The following is an 18,438-nucleotide window of genomic DNA, read 5'->3' on the forward strand; positions in this document are numbered from 1 at the left end:
GGGGATCTCCAACGGTTTCAAATTGTGCATGAGCATGGCCGGCGCATCGCCCGGCCTCAGATCTTCCGGCGACGTTTTGCGTGCCGGCCTTCGCGCGAATAGAACCAGCGCTTCGTCGCTTCGGACGCGGCGAGATAGGCGAGGGTTATCGCCGTGAGCCCGGCCATGACCCACCAGGGCAGGGGGACAAAGCCGAACCAGCCGGCGCCGGGAAGGTACGGGATGGCGACGGCGAACAATGCGACGGCGAGCGTCAGCCAGGACAGCAGCGCGCCGGGGCGGCTTCGCCAGAATGCCTTGCGGGTGCGCACGACGAGCACGATGGCGAGTTCGGTGATCAGCGATTCCACGAACCAGCCCGTCTGGAAGATCTGCGCGGTCGCGCCGGCGACGAGAAGCAGGAAAGCGAAGGTCACGGCGTCGAACAGCGAACTCACTAGTCCGAACACGACCATGAAGCGCCGGACATAACCGATGTCCCAATGTCGCGGATTCCTTGTCTGGTCGGCATCGACCCGATCCGTGGCGATCGCCAGTGACGGGATGTCGGAGAGGAAATTGTTCAGCAGGATCTGCGGCGCGAGCAGCGGCAGGAAGGGCAGGGCGAGCGAGGCGGCAGCCATCGAGACCATGTTGCCGAAATTGGCGCTGGTCGTGATGGAGATGTATTTCATCGTGTTGGCGAAGGTCCTGCGGCCGTCGTCCACACCGCGCAGCAGGACATTGAGGTCGCGCTTCAGGAGGATCATGTCGGCTGCCTCGCGCGCAACGTCCACGGCGCCGTCGACGGAAATGCCGATATCGGCCTCGTGCAGGGCAGGGGCGTCATTGATGCCGTCGCCGAGATAGCCGACGACGTGGCCGCGCTTGCGCAGCGCGGCGATGATGCGTTCCTTCTGGTTTGGATCGATCTCGACAAACAAGTCGGTTTTGGGAGCGCGGGCGAACAGCGCCGCGCTGGTCAGCTTGTCGATCTCCTCGCCGGTCAGGATGCTGCGATGGCGCAGGCCGATGGCTTCCGCCAGATGCGCGGCGACATAGCGGTTGTCGCCGCTGATGACCTTGATGCCGATGCCGCGCTGTCCGAGCGCTTTCAGCGTCTCCGCCATGCCGGGTTTCGGCGGGTCGAGAAAGAGCAGGAAGCCGGCGAAGGCAAGATCCGCCTCGTCGTCTCGGCCATATGAATCCCGGCGCGGGAGACGGCGCACGGCGAGGCCGAGGACGCGATAGCCCTCCAGGCTCCAGGCGCGGACCTTTTCCTCGATAGCCCTGGCCCACGTCGCGTCGAGCGGCTCGCTCGCGGCTCCGCGCTGGACTGTCGAGCATGCCTCTACGACATTGCGGACAGCGCCCTTGCATATCATCAGGTCGTCGGCTGCGCCTTCCTCGCGCACGACCACCGAAAGCCGCTTGCGCACGAAGTCGTAGGGAACCTCGTCGATCTTGGCGTAGCGCGAAAGCGGATCGTCCTCGGTCCCGCACGCGGCGATCGCTTCGTCCAGCGGGTTTGCCATGCCTGCTTGCAGCGTGGCGTTGAGCAGCGCCCAGAGACGCACCTGAGACGCCGGTGTTCCATCCGGCGCCGTACACGCGTCGAGTCGGACAACGCCCTCCGTCAGCGTTCCCGTTTTGTCGGTGCAGAGCAGATCCATGCTGCCCAGATTCTCGATGGCGTCGAGGCGGCGCACGATGACGCCGTTTCCCGCCATCGTGCGGGCGCCCCGCGCCAGCGTGATGCTGATGATGGCTGGCAGCAGTTCCGGGGTCAGTCCGACCGCGAGCGCCAGCGAGAACAGCAGCGAATCCACCGGCGGGCGTTCAAGCAGGAGATTGGCGAAGAACACGAGGATGACGATGACCAGCATGATCTCGGTCATCAGATAGCCGAAACGGCGGATGCCCCTTGCGAATTCGGTCTCAGGCGCGCGGCGCGCCAGCGCGGCGGCGATCGAAGCGAACTCCGTCCGGTCGGCGGTTCGCGCGACCAGCATGCTCGCCGTGCCGCTGCGTACTGATGTGCCGGTGAATACCGCGTTGCCGCGCTGGCCGATCTGGGCATCCGGGGCGGAAACACCCGGCGCCTTCACGACCGGAAAGGTTTCCCCCGTCAGCGCCGACTCGCTGACGTTGAAGTCGCAGGATTCCAGCAGCACGCCGTCTGCCGGAACGAGATTGCCGGCTGAGAGCCTGACCACGTCTCCCGTCACGATCTCCTCGACCGGGATTGAAGCCTCGGCTCCATCGCGCAATACCGCCGCCTTGCGCGAGATGCGCGCCGTCAGCGCCTCCATGGCTCTGGAGGCGCCGTATTCCTGCGTGAAACTGAGCAGGCAACTCGCCAGGACGATCGCGCCGATGATGACGGCCTCGCTGCCCTCGCCGACGAAGGCGGAGACGATTGCGGCGAAGATGAGGATCAGAACCAGCGGGCTTCGGAACTGCCGGGCAAAGGCCGCGACGGCAGAGGCGCCGCCCTTCTGGCCGACCGCGTTCGGTCCGGCGTCTTTCAGCCGGGTTGCCGCCTCGGCGGAGGACAAGCCCGCCGGTTGCGAGCGCAGGCTTGCCAGAAGCTCGTCGGCGGGCTTCGACCAGTAGGCGGCGTCGGCCATCGAAGACGATCCGGGTGGCGGCATTGTCATGTCCCTAGAGTCGCGACGATCCCGCGCGGCCCGCCTCGATCCATGTACCGCGTCTGCCATCGACGATGGCCGCGGCGTCCTCCATCCGGCCGATCGCGGCACGTCCGCCGGTCGCCTCGGCAAACTCTATTGCGGCCATCACTTTCGGCGCCATGGAGCCCGCCGCAAAATCCGCCGGGGAAAGGTCCGAGGCAGATACATGGTCCAGTGGACGCATATCGGGCGTGCCCCAGCCGAGGTAAACAGCGTCGACATCAGTCAGCATGAGCAGCATGTCGGCTTCGAGGTTTCTCGCCAGCAGCGAACTCGCGATATCCTTGTCGATGACGGCCTCGACGCCCGCGATGGCGCCGTTCTCAAGTTCGACCACGGGTATGCCGCCGCCGCCCGCGCAGATGACGATAACGCCTTGTTCGACCAGGAAACGGAGAACCGGAGCCTCCAGGATCGCCAGCGGCTTTGGGGACGGCACGACGCGGCGCCATCTGTCGTTGTCCCGCGCGATCCGCCAGCCGCGTTCGGCGGCGAGCCTTCGCGCCGTGGCCTCGTCATAGGCGGGGCCGATGGGCTTGGTCGGACTGGCGAAGGCAGGATCGCGCGGATCGACCCTGATCTGCGTCAGCAGCGTGGCGAAGAGCTGTTCCCTCATCACATTGCCGAGTTCCTGCTGGAGGACGTAGCCGATCATGCCGGCGCTTTCCGCATCGAGGACGTCGAGCGGGAAGGGAGATTCCGGGGAGGCCGCGGCCTGCAAGGCAAGAAGCCCGACCTGCGGTCCGTTGCCGTGGGTGATCACCAGCGAATGTCCGGCCTCGACCAGTTCCGCCAGCGCGGCGGCGGCGCGCCTTATGTTGGCGCGCTGGTTCTCGGCCGTCATCGGCTCGCCGCGACGCAGCAGCGCGTTGCCACCCAGCGCGACGACGATACGCATGTCAGTTGCCGATCGTGGCGACGAGCATCGCCTTGATCGTGTGCAGGCGGTTCTCCGCCTGATCGAAGACGATGGAAGCTTCCGATTCGAACACCTCGTCCGTCACCTCCATGCAGTCGATGCCGTAGTCCCGTGCGACGCGTGCGCCCACCTCGGTGCTGGCGTCGTGGAAGGCCGGCAGGCAGTGCATGAACTTCGCGAAGGGATTGCCGGTCGCGGCCATCAGGTCGTGGGTCACGCGATAGGGCGTGAGCAGTTCGATACGCTCGGCCCAGCCGCTCTCGTCCTCGCCCATGGAAAGCCAGACATCGGTGTAGACGAAGTCGGCGCCCTCGACGCAGGCGACAGCATCCTCGTCGAGCCGGAAGCGACCGCCGTTCTGTCCGGCAAGTTCGCGGACATGGACGGCGAATTCCTCGTCCGGCCACAAGGACTTCGGCGAGGCGATACGCATGTCGATGCCGACCTTGGCGGCGCCGATCGCCAGCGACTGCGCGACATTGTCCCGGCCTTCGCCGACAAAGGCCACCGTCATGTCCGACAGGTGCTTGTGCGTGAACTCGTGCATGGTCATGAGGTCGGCGAGGATCTGGGTCGGATGCGCTTCGTCGGTCAGCCCGTTGTAGACCGGCACGCCGGCATGGGCGGCAAGCGCTTCGACCTGACGCTGGCCGAAGCCGCGATACTCGATGGCGTCGTACATGCGGCCAAGCACCCGCGCGGTGTCCTTCATCGACTCCTTGTGCCCGATATGGCTGCCGGACGGGCCGATATAGGTGACGTGCGCGCCCTGATCGTAGGCTGCGACCTCGAAGCCCGAACGGGTGCGGGTGGAATCCTTCTCGAAGATCAGCGCGATGTTCTTGCGCATGAGGCGAGGCACTTCGTTGCCGGCCTGCTTGGCCGCCTTGAGGTCGGCGGCAAGCCTGAGCAGATAGCGGATCTCGGCGGGCGACAGATCGTCCAGCGTGAGCAGGCTGCGGCCGTGCAGGTTGACGGGCATGGTCCGGTCCCCTTCCTTCAGAGCGGATCGCGGGCGATCGGGCAGGTCATGCAATGGCCGCCGCCACGCCCGCGGCTGAGCTCGGCGCCTTCGACGGTGATCACCTCGACCCCCGAACGGCGGAGCACGGTGTTGGTGTAGACATTGCGGTCGTAGCCGATGACGACGCCCGGCTCGACGGCGATGACGTTGTTGCCGTCGTCCCATTGCTCGCGCTCCGCCTGATAGGCGTCGCCGCCAGTTCCGACGATGCGCAGCGCCTTCAGGCCGAGCGCCTCCCTCACGACTTCGGTGAAGGGTTTTTCCTCCTCGGTCACGTCGACGGCAGCCTCGCCTTCGCCGGGCCGCAGCGAAAAGGTTCGCAGCCGCTCGACGACCGGCGGATACATGGTGACGAGATCGCGGTCGCAGAAGGTGAAAACCGTGTCGAGATGCATGAAGGAGCGGTCGCGCGGCATCAGCGCGGCGATGACGCGCGTCGCCTCGCCGACCGCGAACAGGCTGCGTGCGAGGCCGCCGACCGCCTGCGGCGTGGTGCGCTCGCCCATGCCGACCAGCACGACGCCGCCGCCGATGGGCATGACGTCACCGCCTTCGAGGCTTATGCCGGGACCGGGATTGTCCGGCGAGACGAAGGAGAGGCTGTCCTCGCCAAAGCTCGGGTGGAACCGATAGACGGCCTCGACATTGGCGGCTTCCGGCTTGCGCGCCGGCCAGTACATCGCGTTGACGGAGACCGCGCGGTATATCCAGCTTGAGGAGTCGCGGGTGAAGAGCTGGTTGGGCAGCGGCGGCAGGACGAAATCCTGCGGCAGCATCGCCTTGCCCGTCAGCCCGGCTGGCTCGAAGGGCAGTTCGGCCCGCGCAATGCCGCCGACCAGAAGTGCTGCAAGCTCCTCGGCGGGCATTTCGTCCAGCCAGCCGCGCAGTTCGGCCACCATGTCGTAGCCGACGACCGAGGCGTCCACCCGGCGGTCGAGCAGCCAGTCGCGAGCCTCCGGCAGAGCCATGGTCTCTGCCAGCAGTTCTCCGAACAGATGCACAACAACGCCGCGCTCGCGCAACGCGTCGACAAAGACGTCGTGCTCCTGCCGGGCGCGCTTGACCCACAGGACATCGTCGAACAGCAGCGCCTTGCAGTTATCCGGTGTCAGGCGGCGCAGGCTGAGATCCGGCCGGTGCACGATGACTTGGCGCAGCCGGCCGACTTCGGAATGGACGCCGAGAGCGGTCATGACAGGATTCCTTTCGTGACGGCTGTCGGTTTCAGAGCGCGCTCACCGCGCCGGTCCACATCTGGTAAGCGGCGTAAAGCCCGACCGCGACGAGCGCTGCCGCGAGCCCTGCCTCGACCGGATGGAAGATGCGCTCCCGGTTCTCGCGGCGCGCCCAGACATAGAACGCGACGCCGGGCGCATAGAGGATGGCGCACATGAACAGGTACGAAAGCCCCGCCGCGTAGACGAGCCACAGTCCGTAGACCGTCGCGACCAGCCCGATGACCAGCGCGCCGTTGCGGCTCTCTGCCGCGCCATAGCCTTCGCCGGTGATCGCGAGCTTCGCCGCATAGGCGCCGGAGAAGATGTAGGGCACCAGTATGGCTGCCGAGGCGATGTAGAAAAGCGCCTGGTACGTGCTCTGCGCAAACAGCGTGATGATGAGAAATGCCTGCACCAGAAGATTGGTGATGACGAGCGAGGTGGACGGCACGCCGCGTGCGTTCTCATGGCCGAAGAATTTCGGCATGGTGCCGTCCTTGCCGGCGACATGCGGGATCTCCGCGGCCAGCAGCGTCCACGCCAGGAAAGCGCCGACCACCGAGACGACGAGCGCCAGATTGATGAGGATCGCGCCCCAGGGACCGACCACGGCTTCCAGAACGCCCGCCATGGACGGGTTCTTCAGCGCGGCCAGTTCCGGCTGGCTCAGAATGCCCAGCGACAGCAGCGACACCAGCGCGTAGAGCGCGAGGCAGGTGAGGAAGCCGAGCACAGTGGCGGTGGCGATGTCCTTGCGCCGCTCCGCACGGGCCGAAAAAACGCTTGCGCCTTCGATGCCGATGAAAACCCACAGCGTCACGAGCATCGTGCTCTTCACCTGATCCATGATCGAACCGAGGCTGGCGTTGCCGAGCCCGGTGAAGTCGAGCGACCAGACATCGACCTTGAAGGCGACGGCGACGATGCCGACGAACAGCACGATCGGCGCGATCTTGGCGACGGTGACGATCAGGTTGACGATCGCCGCCTGCCGTACGCCGGCCATGATGAGGAGATGGATGGCCCACAGCAGCACCGAGGCGCCGAGAACCGCCTGCCATGTGTTGCCGTCGCCGAAGGACGGGAAGAAGTAGGACAGCGCGCTGAAGACGATGACCGCATAGGAGACGTTGCCGACCCAGGCGCTGATCCAGTAGCCCCAGGCGGAATTGAAGCCGACGAACGGCCCGAATCCGGCCTTGGCGTAGGCATAGGGACCTGCGTCGAGATCGGGCTTGCGCGTCGCCAGCGACTGGTAGACGAAGACAAGCGCCAGCATGCCGACGGCCGTGATGCCCCAGCCGATGATGATGGCGAGGGGGCCGGCGCCCGCCGCCATGTTCTGCGGCAGGCTGAACACGCCCGAGCCGACCATCGAGCCGATGACGAGCGCAGTGAGCGCGCCGAGGCGGAGCTTGTTGCCCGACGCGACCGGAATTGGTGTAGCGGATGTTGAGATGTCGGTGGCTGCCATGGTGCATATCCCCAAGGTTAAGGCCATTTTCTCAAACCATCCTAGACCGTATCCGCTTCCTCTGCTTTGACGCGCGTCAAACAGTTGCGGCTCTGGCTGAAGATCGGCGCTACGGCATCGGGGATTCGAGATGGATGATCTCGCCGTCCACGGCGAACTCTCCATATCCGCGATGATGAATCGTCTGCGGGTGCGACTGGTGCGGGTCGACCCAGGCCTTCAGGACCTGCAGGACGAAAAGGTTGTACCTGTTCACCAGCCGTGTATCGACGACCCGGCACTCGAGATTGGCGAAGCACTCCGCGACGAGCGGCGCCTTCACGCATTCGGCGGGAAGCGGTGTCAGATCGCATGTCTCGAATTTGTCGGTGTCCCGGCCAGAGCAGTTGCCGACCTGAACCACCTTTTCGGCCAGCTCCGCGCCGGGGACCGCGATCACGCATTCCTTCGTGGCCTTCAGTCCCGTGAAACTGAAATCGCCGGTCGATACGATGCACGCGATCATCGGCGGCGTGAACTCGACCATCATATGCCAGGACATGGTCATGACGTTTCGCCGGCCCTTGTGGCTGGTCGTGAGCAGAACGACCGGACCGGGTTCAATGAGTTGGTAGACCCTGGCGAGCGGCAGTTCCTTCATTGTCGCATCTCCCGTTTCCGGTGCAGGCATAGGCACGGCGGCATATTCCTAAGAAGAATGATGCTCGCAGCAGGGCCGGGCCGCTTTGACAGGCATCAAGACGGCGACCGGGATTTCGAGTAATCCGGTGACGGGTCGGCATCGAATTCCTCCGAGGGAATAAAATCCGAAGCCGCCCGTTCGTCCGCCTGAAGTCGGCGGAGCTGTTGAACCAGCGAATGAACCGTCCGCTTCGCTCAACGAACTGATCAAAGGAGAAAACCGATGACCAAAACCGTCAAAGAGCCGAATGCGAATGAGACGCAGGCCGGTATCAGCCGGCGCGGCGCGTTGATGCGTCTTGGCCTGGCTGCGGGCGCGCTTTACGTCGCGCCGGCGATGCTGGACCTCAACAAGGCGCACGCCTCCTCGGGCTCCGGAGGTTCGGGCGGCAGCGGCGGTGGTGGCGGCGGTCGCGGGTCGGGCGGCAGCCGAGGTTCGCGCGGAAGCGGCGCCGGCGGCCGTGGCGGCCGCGGCGGCGCGCGTGGCAGCGGCGGCTCCGGACGTCGTGGTCGCAGGAGCGGTCGCGAACCGGCCTTCCTCCGTCCGATCCGTCGCGCCTTCGGAAGCTGACAGGGAGTTGCCGCTCTTCCCGCGATGCAAGGCCGTCGCGGGAAGGGCCTTCGCCCGGAATTGTCGCGACCGCTGAAGGACGATCGTCATGGACCTGATGTTCGCCGGTGTGCCGCAGCCTGTTCGGCTCGTCGGCTGCGAAAATCTCGTTCCGCTCATGCGGACCATCATCGCGAGCTGGCCGTTCGCCGTCGCCGAGATCAACCCCGACACGCCGCCGCTCATCGAAATCCGGCATGCGGGTGATGGTCACTATCGAATCGGTGCGTCCTGGCTGGAACAGCCGATGATCGAATATGACGACGTCTGCGCCGTATGCAGCTTCATCATCGATCTCGTCCGGGGCTGGATCGATTCCAATCCCGATTTCCTCTGCATGCATTGCGGCGCAGCGGAGTTCGGTGGAAGCCTCGTCGTATTTCCCAGCGTGAGCCGCGCCGGAAAGAGCACGCTCATCGCAAGACTTGCTGCCGGAGGTATCCGCGCCTATGCCGACGACCTGCTGCCCTTGACGGCGCAGGGCGAAGGCATGTCGCTCGGCATCCTGCCGCGATTGCGGCTGCCTTTGCCCGTCGAGGCGGGTACGCGGCTGTCTTCCTTCGTCGGGCACAACGAAGGACCATCGAACGACAGATACCGGTATGTCCGGATGCCGCCGCAGATGCTTGCGCCATTCGGTTCGCTGTGCCCGATCGGCGCTTTCGTCCTGCTTGAGCGCAAGATCGAGGGCGGCGCCAGACTGGAACGCGCGACGCGCGCCGAGGCCATGCAGCACCTCGTACGTCAGAACTTCATGCGCGATGGCGCGGCCGCCTCGACATTTTCCACGTTGAGAACCCTGATCGACAGCAAGCCTTGCCTGCGCCTGAGCTTTTCCGACCTCGACGAAGCGGTCGAAATATTGAGTCGCGCACTCGGCGGGGACGCTTTCGATCCTATACCCGGCCCGCGAGTTGACAGCGCCGGGCATCGCGAAGAACCCTATCAGACGTGGATACAGGAAAGTTCCCGGCGGCGCATGCGCGAGCGGCTTTATAGACAAGTCCCCGATATTGCGATGGAATCGCTGGACGGCGAATCCTTCCTGATCGCGCCGGATGGAAATACCGTGTTGCATCTGAACGCCATCGGAGCGGCGATCTGGAACCTTCTCGCGCGGCCCTTCGGGCAATTCGAGGCCGCGAGGCTGATCCGCGAGGCGTTTCCAGATCTCGACGGCCGGCGCGCGCGGCGCGATGTCCGCAGACTTTTCGAGGCGATGCTGGCCCGTGGACTGATCAGGCGCGAAACGGAGCCGCGACCGTCGATCCCCTCAGCGTAATTTCCGGAGAGCCTGTGCCTCCTCCTCGGCAGTCAGCGGTTCCGCAGCCTGGACTGCCGAGAGGTAGGCCTCCAGCGCTTCGGAGGATGAGGCAGGCGAATACCCTTCTCCGGCATCCGCGTTGACAGCGAACCGCACCCGCCACTCACCCTCCTCATTGCAGGTCACAGAGGTGACCCTCTGGCCTGCGCTTAGGTCGAGTTCGAACTCGCGGCAGAGCAGGTTCTGGTTGTCATAGTAGCTCGCAATGGCCCTGAACCGGGCGTCGCCGCCGGGAAGGTCCTCTTCCTGGCCCATCGGAATCGTTCGCAGTGCCTGCGTCAGCGCACTGCGGTCGACATGTGCGATCTCAAGCCCGCCGCTTTCGTTGCGGCCGGACGCCATGAACCCAACGACGACGCCGAGCAGGCCCGCGACGCAGGCCGCAGCCGCGGGCCGCCACCAATCGTTGGCGGGCGAAAGCAGGCGCGGCCTCTCAACGGCGTCGGCGCGGGCAGGCGCGGAATCGGCGGGTTTGTCGCGTGCGGCAGCGACCATCGCCTCCACGTTCGCCTTCAGCGTGGCAGGTACAGGCTCGGCAAGCAGTGGCGCGAGCGCTTCCTTCGCTGACAGGCGCGTTCCGGCAAAAAGCTCGACCCGAGCCGCCAGCTCACGGTCGGTTTCGAGCGCGGATTCGATCTCCGCGCTCTCGGCATCGCCGAGTTCGCCATCCACATAGCGCATGACTGTCTCGTCGGAAAATCGCGTCATGGGTCTACCTTGCCTCACGTTGAGCCAGAACGATCGGAGTCCGAACTTATTCCGGTCGCCGCCGCGAGATTTTTGCGGGCGCGGGCGAGCCGGCTCATGACCGTGCCGATCGGCACGCCGAGCACGTCCGCGGCCTCCCGATAGGAAAGGTCCTCCACGCAGACCAGAAGCAGCACCTCGCGCTGCTCGTCCGGCAGGCCGTCAATTGCCTCGGATACCGATCTGAGCGTCAGGCGTGCCTCGGTCTCGCGCTCGCCAGATGTTCCGACAAGATCGGTCCTGTCGCTTATGTCGTCCTGCGGACCTGCGGTCCTTTGCCGCCGGACGTGATCGATCCAGTTGTTCCGGAGGATACGGAAGATCCATGCGTCGAATCGCGTGCCGGGCTCGAAGGCTTCGGCATGGGCGATCGCCTTTTCGCAGGCCGCCTGAACCAGATCATCGGCCAGGTCCCGAGAGCGGCACAGCGAAATCGCGAACCGGCGCAGGTTCGGCAGGAATGCGACGAGCTGGTCTGCGACGACTGTCTTCCGATCAATCATAAGTGTTTGCCGCCGAGGTTGTCTGTCCGGTTCGCAGTGGAATAAGCCACCTCCATGCACGTTTTCGTTGCGCCGGACCGGAATGTCCAGTGGACGCCGCTTCGACGGAATAGCAACGGAACAAGAGGTCAGCGCATGGCGACGGTACTTTCACGGATCTGCGGCCTGCGGCGGCGTGGTTTGCTCTCCCTGTGCGTCGCTTTCGCCTTTGTGGTCGCGGATGTGGGTATGCGGGAGTCGCCATTTCCAGGCGGCAGCATCGCCTATGCGGATGATGACGACGACGGGGATGACGATGACGACGATGGAGCCAGCGGCTTTTCCAGGGAAGGCGACCGTCGCCGCGGCGCTTCTTCAGGCAGCAGGATCACGGTTCCGAAGTTCCTTCAGTTTCTCAAGCGCCCATCGAGGAATTCGGGCAAATCGCGTCGCGCCTCGCGCCAGCGGCCCGCTGCCCCGGCGCCGTATCCGGCCGACGAGATCGTTGCCATAGGCCTGGATGATTCCCAGATTACAGCTCTGATCGACCGCGGATTCCAGATCCGGTCGCGACATACGGTCGGTGCGGTCGGTGGCGACGTCGTCAAGCTTGATCCGCCTGCGGGCCAGAGCCTGCAAGCTGTGCGCGACAGCGTGAGAGAGCTCGCGCCGAACGCTTCCGTCGACTTCAACCATTTCTACAGCCCGAGCCAGGAGTTCGGCTGCGGCGGCCAACCCTGTGTCGCGCCCAGCCTCGTCGGGTGGCCGTCGACAACGGTCGGACAGAGCTGCCTCGCCGGGAACGTCACGATCGGTCTCATCGATACAGCGATCAACGAAAAGCACGAGACCTTCCGGTCGAGCGACATCGAAGTGCTGCGTCTCGATCCGGCTGCCAGGAGCCAATCCACGCGGCAGCACGGAACGGCAGTCGCGTCGCTGCTCGTGGGCACGGGACCGAGCGGCACTCCCGGCCTGCTGCCGCATGCGAAGTTGATCGCAGTGGATGCGTTCAAGGCGAACGACCGCGCCGAAGCCTACGATCTGGTCCGCGCCATCGACCTGCTGGCGGGCCGCTCCGTCAACGTGATCAACATGAGCCTGTCCGGACCTGACAATGCGTTGCTTGCCAGGCTCGTTTCCACGCTCGGCGAGAAGCATGTCGAGATCGTCGCGGCCGCCGGCAATGACGGGCCTTCGGCAAAGGCCGCCTATCCTGCCGCCTACGAGAATGTGATCGCGGTCACCGCCGTCGATCGGCGCAAGAGAGCCTATCGCCGGGCAAATCAGGGCGACTATGTCGACATAGCCGCGCCGGGCGTGGGAGTCTGGGCTGCCGCGTCCATCAAGGGGACGCGTCCCAAAACGGGCACGTCCTTCGCGGCTCCGTTCGTCGCTGCCGCAACGGCCCTCGTGAAGTCACGCGCGCCGGGGCAGGTTCCGGCGATAGAAATTCTGCGCAAGGACGCCGAGGATCTCGGCCAGCCGGGCAAGGACCCCGTCTTCGGCTGGGGTCTCCTGAACGCCGAAAATCTTTGCGAGACCGAATGAACGGCAGGCGACGCCTGACTTCAACCGAAGGGCCCTAGGATCTGCTTGCGAACGCGCTTTGCTGCGCGGCATCCAGCCGGCTGTAGATGCCGCCGCGCACCACGAGATCGGCATGGGACCCGGTCTCGACGATGCCGTTGTCGGCGACCACGACGATGCGGTCCGCATGGCGTATCGTCGCCAGCCGGTGCGCGATGACGAGCGTGGTCCGCCCGATCGCAAGCTCGGCCAGCGACTGCTGGATCTCGCGCTCCGTCTCGATGTCGAGCGCCGAGGTCGCCTCGTCGAGGATCAGGATGGGCGGATTCTTGAGGAACATGCGGGCGATCGCCAGCCGCTGCTTCTGGCCTCCCGACAATTTGACGCCGCGCTCGCCGATGATCGTGTCGAGACCGGCGGGAAGGCTTGCGATCAGCCTGTCCAGGCGGGCGCGCCGCGCCGCCTCCACGATGTCCGCCTCGCCCGCATCAAGGCGACCATAGGCGATGTTCTCGCGGATGCTGCCGCCGAACAGGAACACGTCCTGCTGGACGATGCCGATATTGTTGCGCAGCGAGGCCAGCGTCATGTCGCGTATGTCGACGCCGTCGATGAGGATCGCGCCCGACTGCACCTCGTAAAAGCGCGGCAGCAGAGAGCAGAGCGTCGTCTTGCCGGCGCCGGACGGCCCGACGAATGCGACTGTCTGTCCCGCGGCGATGTCGAGATCGACGTTACACAGCACCTTCCGGCCGTTCTCGTAGCCGAACGACACGTCGCGATAGGCGATATTGCCGGCGAGCTTGGACATCGTTGTGGCGCCCGGCCTGTCGGCGATGTCGGGTTCCGTATCGAGAAGATCGAGATAGCGCTGAAACCCGGCAATGCCCTTGGGATAGGTTTCGATGACGGAGTTGATCTTGTCGATCGGGCGGAAAAAGACGTTGACCAGCAAGAGGAAGCTGACGAAGCCGCCTGCCGACAGCGAGCCGATGATGACGAAGTAGCTGCCGGCGATCATGACGATCAGCTGGATCAACCGCATGCTCATGTAGCTCAGCGAGGTGCTGGCGGCCATGATGCGGTAGGCGTCCAGCTTGGTCCGCCGGTAGTTTGCGTTGTCCCTCGCAAAAAGGCTGCGCTCGTGGTCCTCGTTGCCGAAGGCCTGAACGACGCGCATGCCGCCGATATTCTCCTCCAGCCGGACGTTGAAGTCCCCGATGCGGCGGTAGATAGCCTGCCAGTTCCGCGTCATGCGCGCGCCGTAGCGGCTCGTCATCCAGGCGACGAGCGGGATGACGGCCGCGGTGATCAGCGCCAGTTCGGCATTGATCCAGAACATCAGCACCAACGCGCCGAGGAAGGTCATGACGGCGATGAAAAGATCTTCCGGCCCGTGATGGGCGATCTCGCCGATCTCCTCCAGATCCTTGGTCACGCGCGCGAGCAGATGTCCGGTCTTGTTGTCGTCGTAGAAGCGGAACGACAGCTTCTGGAGATGGTCGAAGCTGCGGCGGCGCATCTCGGTCTCGATGTTGATGCCGAGCATGTGGCCCCAATAGACGACCACGGCCATGAGCCCGGTATTCACCGCATAGATGAAGAGCAGGCCCACCGCCGCGATGACGATCGTCGTCCATTGCTGCGTCGGCAGCAGTTCGTCGACGAACAGCTTGACGGCGATCGGAAAGCCGAGCTCGAGCAGCCCGGACAGGACCGCGCAGCAGAAATCCAGAAGGAACAGGCCCTTCCAGGGGCGATAATATTCGAAGAAGCGACGGATCATGACGGCGGCTTTCGTCGGATATGAGGGCCGGGCCGTCAATCCTCTTTTCGCGCCTCGTCGCCGCTGGCGCCCCGCCGCCAATAGGCGACGGCAAGGTGCTCGTCGCGCTTGAGCCGGCGCTCCTGCCTCAGATACGTGCGGATCGCGCGAAAGCTCCTGTGCTCGCAGCCTGCCCATGCAAACACCCGTGTACCGGCAAGCGGCCATTCCACGGCGCGGACCGCATCCTCCAGCAGGGTCGTCGCGCCCGGCTCGGCCGCGCCGCGATGCAGCCATTTCAGGTCGACCTTCGCGGCGGAGGGCAATGGCTGTTCGTCGAGGCTTCCACCGACTTCGATACGGACAATCGCATGCCTGTCTGCCGGCATCTCGGCCAGTATGCGGGCGATTGCCGGAAGCGCGGTCTCGTCGCCCGCCAGCAGATACCAGTCGGCCTCGCCGGCCGAGCCGCCTCCGGGACCCGTCATGCCGACGAGATCGCCGGGCTGCGCGTTCCGGGCAAAGCGTGCGCCGGGCATGTGCGCGCCTTCATGCATGACGAAGTCGATATCGACCTCGTCGGCCTTGATGTCGATGTGCCGGATCGTGTAGATGCGCACGTCCGGCCGGGCGTCTCCCTCCGGCCAGAGCGGTCGGCCGTCCTCGCCGGTTACCGGCCATGCCGGCCTGACATCACGGGACTTTGGAATGAGCAGGCGCACATGCAGGCCGCCGCTCGCGAAGCGGCCGAGGTCGTCGCCGGCAAGCGTCAGGCGGCGCATATGCGGGGTGACATCGACCGCGCGCACGACCTGCATTTCACGGAAGTAGGGAAGGGGATTGCCGGCGGCGCCGTCGCCTTGCCAGGCGATGCGCGGCTTTTCCACCGCCGCGAAATGGAGCAGGTTTTCGGCAATCGCGAGCTTGACATAGGCGAGCGACGTATCGTCCTTGCCGGCCGCCAGGATCTTAAGGCAACGTTCGCAGGCCTCGATCGCCGCTGTGCCGAAGCCGGTGTCGATGCGCGCACATCTGCCATCGACGGTCGCGTCTCCAAACTCCGCGAAATGCGCACACAGCCGCTTCATCACGTCTTGCGGCGAAGCAACGGCGATCTCCGCCGACGCGGTCAGGAAACGGGGCATCTCAGCCATGACGCTGCACTCCTTTGCCGAGCAGATAGACCAGATAGGGACCGCTGATCAGCGACGCGAACAGGCCGACCGGCAACTGATAGGGGAAGGCGGCCATGCGCGCCAGCCAGTCCGAGAGAATCATCAGCACCGCGCCGATCAGGACCGAGCCGATGAAATGCTCGCGCGCCCTCGCGAGGCCGGACAGCCGGGCCAGATGCGGCGCGATGAGGCCGACGAAGCTCAGGGGGCCGACAAAGATGGCGGCGAAGGCGGTGACGAGCGCGGTCAGACCGATCAGGACGAAGCGCGCCGGCTTCAGCGGCAGGCCGAGGCTCCGCGCAGCGGTCGACCCGAGCGGGAGGATATCCAGCCATCGAAAGGCCAGCAGCGGAGGAATGCAGGTCAACGCCAGCAGGGCCAGCGCCAGCCATGCCTGCGACATTGTAGCGTCGCTGGTCGAGCCGCTCAGCCAGCGCAGCAGAACATAGGATTGGGCGTTTCCGAGCGCGATGATGGCCGTGAGAAGGGCACTGCAGACAGCGCTCATGGCGACACCCGCCAGCAGCAGCCGCTCCGGCCCGAAATTGCTGCGCGCCGCGACGGCGAGCATGGCAACCAGCACGATGAAGGCGCCGGCTGCTGATCCGGCGAGCTGCCAGCTCAGTCCTGCGGTGATGTCCAGGAGCACGACGACGGCGAGCCCTGCTCCGGCGCCCGCGCCGACGCCCAGCACCTCAGGGCTTGCAAGCGGGTTGCCGGTGAGCCGCTGGACGATGATGCCCGCCGCACCCAGCATGGCGCCGGCTGCCGCGGCGACGCCGACGCGGGGTGCGCGCCACTCCGTGAGTTCGGCAAACATGCCCCCCGTCGCGATGAACCAGCCTTCCGGGCCTTGCCCGACCATCAAGGCGACAGCGACGGCCGCGATCGTGCCCGCAAGGATCAGCATCAGGGTGCGCCACGGCAGGAGGCTGCGTCGCGCGGTCCAGCCCGGCCGGTTGAGAGACGGCCATTCGAACATCCGCAGGCGGGGCAGCAGCCACAGCAGCAGCGGCCCGCCGAGCAGCGCCGTGGCCGCGCCGGTCGGTATGCGCTCGCCGCCCTGACCGGCGGCGAGCTGGACGAGGCCGTCCGTGAGCCACAGCAGGATGGCGCCGATCAGCGGCGCCGCGACCAGTCGCTGGCCGAGGCTGCGCGCGCCGGACAGCGTCGCCAATGCCGGCGCGGCGAGACCGACGAACCCGATGACGCCCACTTCGGCGGCGACCGTCGTGGCGATCCATACCGCCAGCGCGATGACCAGCAGGCGGCTGGCATTGAGCGCGATGCCGAGACTTCTGGCCGACGCATCGTCCAGACCGAGGATCGCCAGCGGCCGCAGCATCAGTCCCGCAACGACGAGCCCGGCGACAAGCGGCAACGCGACCGCCCGGGCCGGCTCCCAGCTCTGCTGCACCAGCGAGCCGCCGCCCCAGATGAAGAGCGAGAACAGATATTCGCCATTGGCGAGGATCAGCGCGGCGCTGGCGGAATTGCAGGTGAGCGCGACCATCATGCCGGCGAGCACCACGGATACGGGCTCCAGACCGCGCCGCCATGTCAGCGAGAGCACGGCCGCGACCGCCAGCAAACCGCCGGCAAAGGCGACGGCGATCGGCGACCACGCCATCCAGGCCGGGACGAGAATGGTCGACGCGGCCATTGCGAGCTGCGCGCCGGCAGAGATGCCGAGCGTCGAAGGCTCCGCCAGCGGATTGCGCAGGACGCGCTGCAACAGCAATCCCGCCAGCCCGAGGGCCGCACCGGCAAGGATCGCCACTGCCGCGCGCGGCATCACCGTGTAGCGAAGGATGACCGACTGGAGGTCGATGCCGGCTGGCGAGGACGCGTCTGGCCATGCCGCGACGAGTCGATGCGCGAACAGCGCCACGGCAAGCGCGGCGAGCAACCCCCAGAGATAGACCGGCAGCGGGCGACGCTCAGCCATGGCGTCCCCACTCGGTGGCTGCTTCGCTCAGCAGCCGTGCAAAGCGCCGCGCGGAAGGGAGCCCGCCGAAATGGTTGATCGGATCGAGAATCGCCACGCGTCCCCGCGCCACCGCGTTCCACAAGGCGTTTTCCGCCAGCGTGCGCGAGACCTCGGGCGGGATCGGCGAGACGATGACGATCGCGGCGTCCGGCTGCCGGGCCAGAGCTTCCAGACCCACCGGCGCCGCCGCGCTGTAGCTGGTGGCGTCCGTCCACGCATTGGTGAGGCCGAGACGCGCAAGCACGTCTCCGACCATTGAGTCCGCGCCGAATGCCCTGAAATGCCGCGAATCGCCGAGGCTGATGACGAAGACAGGCCGCCCGGCGAGCGGTTTCAGCTGTTCGCGCGCCGCGGCGATCTGTGCGGCGGTATCCTCGATATAGGCTGCCGCGCTTTTCGCCCGGTCCAGACGGCGTCCCAGTTCACGCGCGGCGCGCTCGGCCAGCGGAAAAGGCGGCTTGCCGGCCTCGTAGACCGGCAGAGAGAGTATCGGAGCGATGCGTTCGAGCGCAGGGCGCTGGTACTCATAAAAGTTGGAGATAACGACGAGATCGGGCGCCACGAGGCGCAGCAGTTCGTAGTTCGGCGAGCCGCGCAGGCCGAGGTCCACCGTCGCTTCTGAAAAGTCCGGTTCGATGACGAGCTTGCGGAATTGCACGAGTTCGGTCGCGGCTGCCGGCGCTGCGCCGATGGCGAGCGAGGTTTCCAGCATGCCCCAGTCGATGACGGCAAAGCGTGGGCTTGCGGCCCGCGATCGGCCGGGGGCAAGGCTGCAAAGAAAGGCGGAAGCGAGCAGGCCGCGTCTGGTGATGCCGGAAACCATAGCGC

15 protein-coding genes are annotated in these 18,438 nt (G+C 65.8%); 3 read left to right on the forward strand and 12 right to left on the reverse strand.

The genetic code is table 11. From position 1 onward, the window contains the following. Positions 1 to 56: 56 nt before the first annotated feature. From mgtA to M9955_23085, 6 genes are all read right to left on the reverse strand, one after another. Positions 57 to 2,609, reverse strand: coding sequence for a magnesium-translocating P-type ATPase (mgtA, locus tag M9955_23060; protein ID MCO5084523.1), 2,553 nt, complete (start codon positions 2,607 to 2,609; stop codon positions 57 to 59). 34 nt (positions 2,610 to 2,643) lie between these two features. Then, positions 2,644 to 3,570 (reverse strand): carbamate kinase, encoded by a 927-nt coding sequence (gene arcC / locus M9955_23065; protein MCO5084524.1) that lies wholly within the window; start codon positions 3,568 to 3,570, stop codon positions 2,644 to 2,646. A gap of 1 nt (position 3,571) precedes the next feature. Continuing rightward, entirely contained in the window at positions 3,572 to 4,573 is a 1,002-nt protein-coding gene (gene argF, locus M9955_23070) for an ornithine carbamoyltransferase (protein ID MCO5084525.1), read from the reverse strand. 17 nt (positions 4,574 to 4,590) lie between these two features. Then, complete coding sequence (locus M9955_23075; GenBank protein MCO5084526.1) at positions 4,591 to 5,808, reverse strand: arginine deiminase; 1,218 nt, start codon at positions 5,806 to 5,808, stop codon at positions 4,591 to 4,593. 31 nt (positions 5,809 to 5,839) lie between these two features. After that, positions 5,840 to 7,306 (reverse strand): arginine-ornithine antiporter, encoded by a 1,467-nt coding sequence (arcD, locus tag M9955_23080; protein MCO5084527.1) that lies wholly within the window; start codon positions 7,304 to 7,306, stop codon positions 5,840 to 5,842. A gap of 109 nt (positions 7,307 to 7,415) precedes the next feature. Then, entirely contained in the window at positions 7,416 to 7,946 is a 531-nt protein-coding gene (locus M9955_23085; protein MCO5084528.1) for a flavin reductase family protein, read from the reverse strand. 264 nt (positions 7,947 to 8,210) lie between these two features. Here M9955_23085 and M9955_23090 point away from each other — a divergent pair, with 264 nt between their 5' ends. Further along, positions 8,211 to 8,558, forward strand: a complete 348-nt coding sequence (locus tag M9955_23090; protein MCO5084529.1) for a hypothetical protein — start codon at positions 8,211 to 8,213, stop codon at positions 8,556 to 8,558. A gap of 88 nt (positions 8,559 to 8,646) precedes the next feature. After that, positions 8,647 to 9,879 (forward strand): PqqD family protein, encoded by a 1,233-nt coding sequence (locus M9955_23095; GenBank protein ID MCO5084530.1) that lies wholly within the window; start codon positions 8,647 to 8,649, stop codon positions 9,877 to 9,879. Here the strand turns inward: M9955_23095 and M9955_23100 are convergent. Both M9955_23100 and M9955_23105 read right to left on the reverse strand, forming a co-directional pair. Further along, entirely contained in the window at positions 9,871 to 10,629 is a 759-nt protein-coding gene (locus M9955_23100) for an anti-sigma factor (GenBank protein MCO5084531.1), read from the reverse strand. The genes M9955_23095 and M9955_23100 overlap by 9 nt on opposite strands. 14 nt (positions 10,630 to 10,643) lie before the next feature. Then, positions 10,644 to 11,171, reverse strand: coding sequence for an RNA polymerase sigma factor (locus M9955_23105; GenBank protein MCO5084532.1), 528 nt, complete (start codon positions 11,169 to 11,171; stop codon positions 10,644 to 10,646). A 135-nt stretch (positions 11,172 to 11,306) separates the two neighbouring features. Here M9955_23105 and M9955_23110 point away from each other — a divergent pair, with 135 nt between their 5' ends. Next, on the forward strand, positions 11,307 to 12,701 hold the full coding sequence (locus M9955_23110; protein ID MCO5084533.1) for a S8 family serine peptidase: 1,395 nt from the start codon (positions 11,307 to 11,309) through the stop codon (positions 12,699 to 12,701). 34 nt (positions 12,702 to 12,735) lie between these two features. Here M9955_23110 and M9955_23115 read toward each other — a convergent pair whose 3' ends face one another. From M9955_23115 to M9955_23130, 4 genes are read right to left on the reverse strand one after another with little or no spacing between them, the layout of a single operon-like run. Then, positions 12,736 to 14,466, reverse strand: coding sequence for an ABC transporter ATP-binding protein/permease (locus M9955_23115; GenBank protein MCO5084534.1), 1,731 nt, complete (start codon positions 14,464 to 14,466; stop codon positions 12,736 to 12,738). 35 nt (positions 14,467 to 14,501) lie between these two features. Beyond that, a complete protein-coding gene (locus M9955_23120; GenBank protein ID MCO5084535.1) occupies positions 14,502 to 15,599 on the reverse strand; it encodes a siderophore-interacting protein in 1,098 nt (365 codons plus the stop codon). Next, positions 15,592 to 17,568: a Fe(3+)-hydroxamate ABC transporter permease FhuB gene (fhuB, locus tag M9955_23125; GenBank protein ID MCO5084536.1), complete on the reverse strand. Its 1,977-nt coding sequence runs from the start codon at positions 17,566 to 17,568 to the stop codon at positions 15,592 to 15,594. The genes M9955_23120 and fhuB overlap by 8 nt, the downstream gene beginning before the upstream one ends. Further along, positions 17,561 to 18,433 carry an ABC transporter substrate-binding protein gene (locus M9955_23130; GenBank protein ID MCO5084537.1) on the reverse strand — a complete coding sequence of 291 codons (873 nt, stop codon included), beginning with the start codon at positions 18,431 to 18,433 and terminating at the stop codon, positions 17,561 to 17,563. The genes fhuB and M9955_23130 overlap by 8 nt, the downstream gene beginning before the upstream one ends. Positions 18,434 to 18,438 lie beyond the last annotated feature (5 nt).

The organism is Rhizobiaceae bacterium (genome assembly GCA_023953845.1).
Taxonomy (GTDB): domain Bacteria; phylum Pseudomonadota; class Alphaproteobacteria; order Rhizobiales; family Rhizobiaceae; genus Arvimicrobium.

What these genes read in the sequence shown, in the direction of transcription:
- arcD (MCO5084527.1), bottom strand. Translation starts at nt 7,306, where the DNA reads ATGGCAGCCACCGACATCTCAACATCCGCTACACCAATTCCGGTCGCG.
- M9955_23085 (MCO5084528.1), bottom strand. Translation starts at nt 7,946, where the DNA reads ATGAAGGAACTGCCGCTCGCCAGGGTCTACCAACTCATTGAACCCGGT.
- M9955_23090 (MCO5084529.1), top strand. Translation starts at nt 8,211, where the DNA reads ATGACCAAAACCGTCAAAGAGCCGAATGCGAATGAGACGCAGGCCGGT.
- M9955_23110 (MCO5084533.1), top strand. Translation starts at nt 11,307, where the DNA reads ATGGCGACGGTACTTTCACGGATCTGCGGCCTGCGGCGGCGTGGTTTG.
- fhuB (MCO5084536.1), bottom strand. Translation starts at nt 17,568, where the DNA reads ATGGCTGAGCGTCGCCCGCTGCCGGTCTATCTCTGGGGGTTGCTCGCC.
- M9955_23095 (MCO5084530.1), top strand. Translation starts at nt 8,647, where the DNA reads ATGGACCTGATGTTCGCCGGTGTGCCGCAGCCTGTTCGGCTCGTCGGC.
- M9955_23115 (MCO5084534.1), bottom strand. Translation starts at nt 14,466, where the DNA reads ATGATCCGTCGCTTCTTCGAATATTATCGCCCCTGGAAGGGCCTGTTC.
- M9955_23130 (MCO5084537.1), bottom strand. Translation starts at nt 18,433, where the DNA reads ATGGTTTCCGGCATCACCAGACGCGGCCTGCTCGCTTCCGCCTTTCTT.
- M9955_23120 (MCO5084535.1), bottom strand. Translation starts at nt 15,599, where the DNA reads ATGGCTGAGATGCCCCGTTTCCTGACCGCGTCGGCGGAGATCGCCGTT.
- M9955_23105 (MCO5084532.1), bottom strand. Translation starts at nt 11,171, where the DNA reads ATGATTGATCGGAAGACAGTCGTCGCAGACCAGCTCGTCGCATTCCTG.
- argF (MCO5084525.1), bottom strand. Translation starts at nt 4,573, where the DNA reads ATGCCCGTCAACCTGCACGGCCGCAGCCTGCTCACGCTGGACGATCTG.
- arcC (MCO5084524.1), bottom strand. Translation starts at nt 3,570, where the DNA reads ATGCGTATCGTCGTCGCGCTGGGTGGCAACGCGCTGCTGCGTCGCGGC.
- M9955_23075 (MCO5084526.1), bottom strand. Translation starts at nt 5,808, where the DNA reads ATGACCGCTCTCGGCGTCCATTCCGAAGTCGGCCGGCTGCGCCAAGTC.
- mgtA (MCO5084523.1), bottom strand. Translation starts at nt 2,609, where the DNA reads ATGGCCGACGCCGCCTACTGGTCGAAGCCCGCCGACGAGCTTCTGGCA.
- M9955_23100 (MCO5084531.1), bottom strand. Translation starts at nt 10,629, where the DNA reads ATGACGCGATTTTCCGACGAGACAGTCATGCGCTATGTGGATGGCGAA.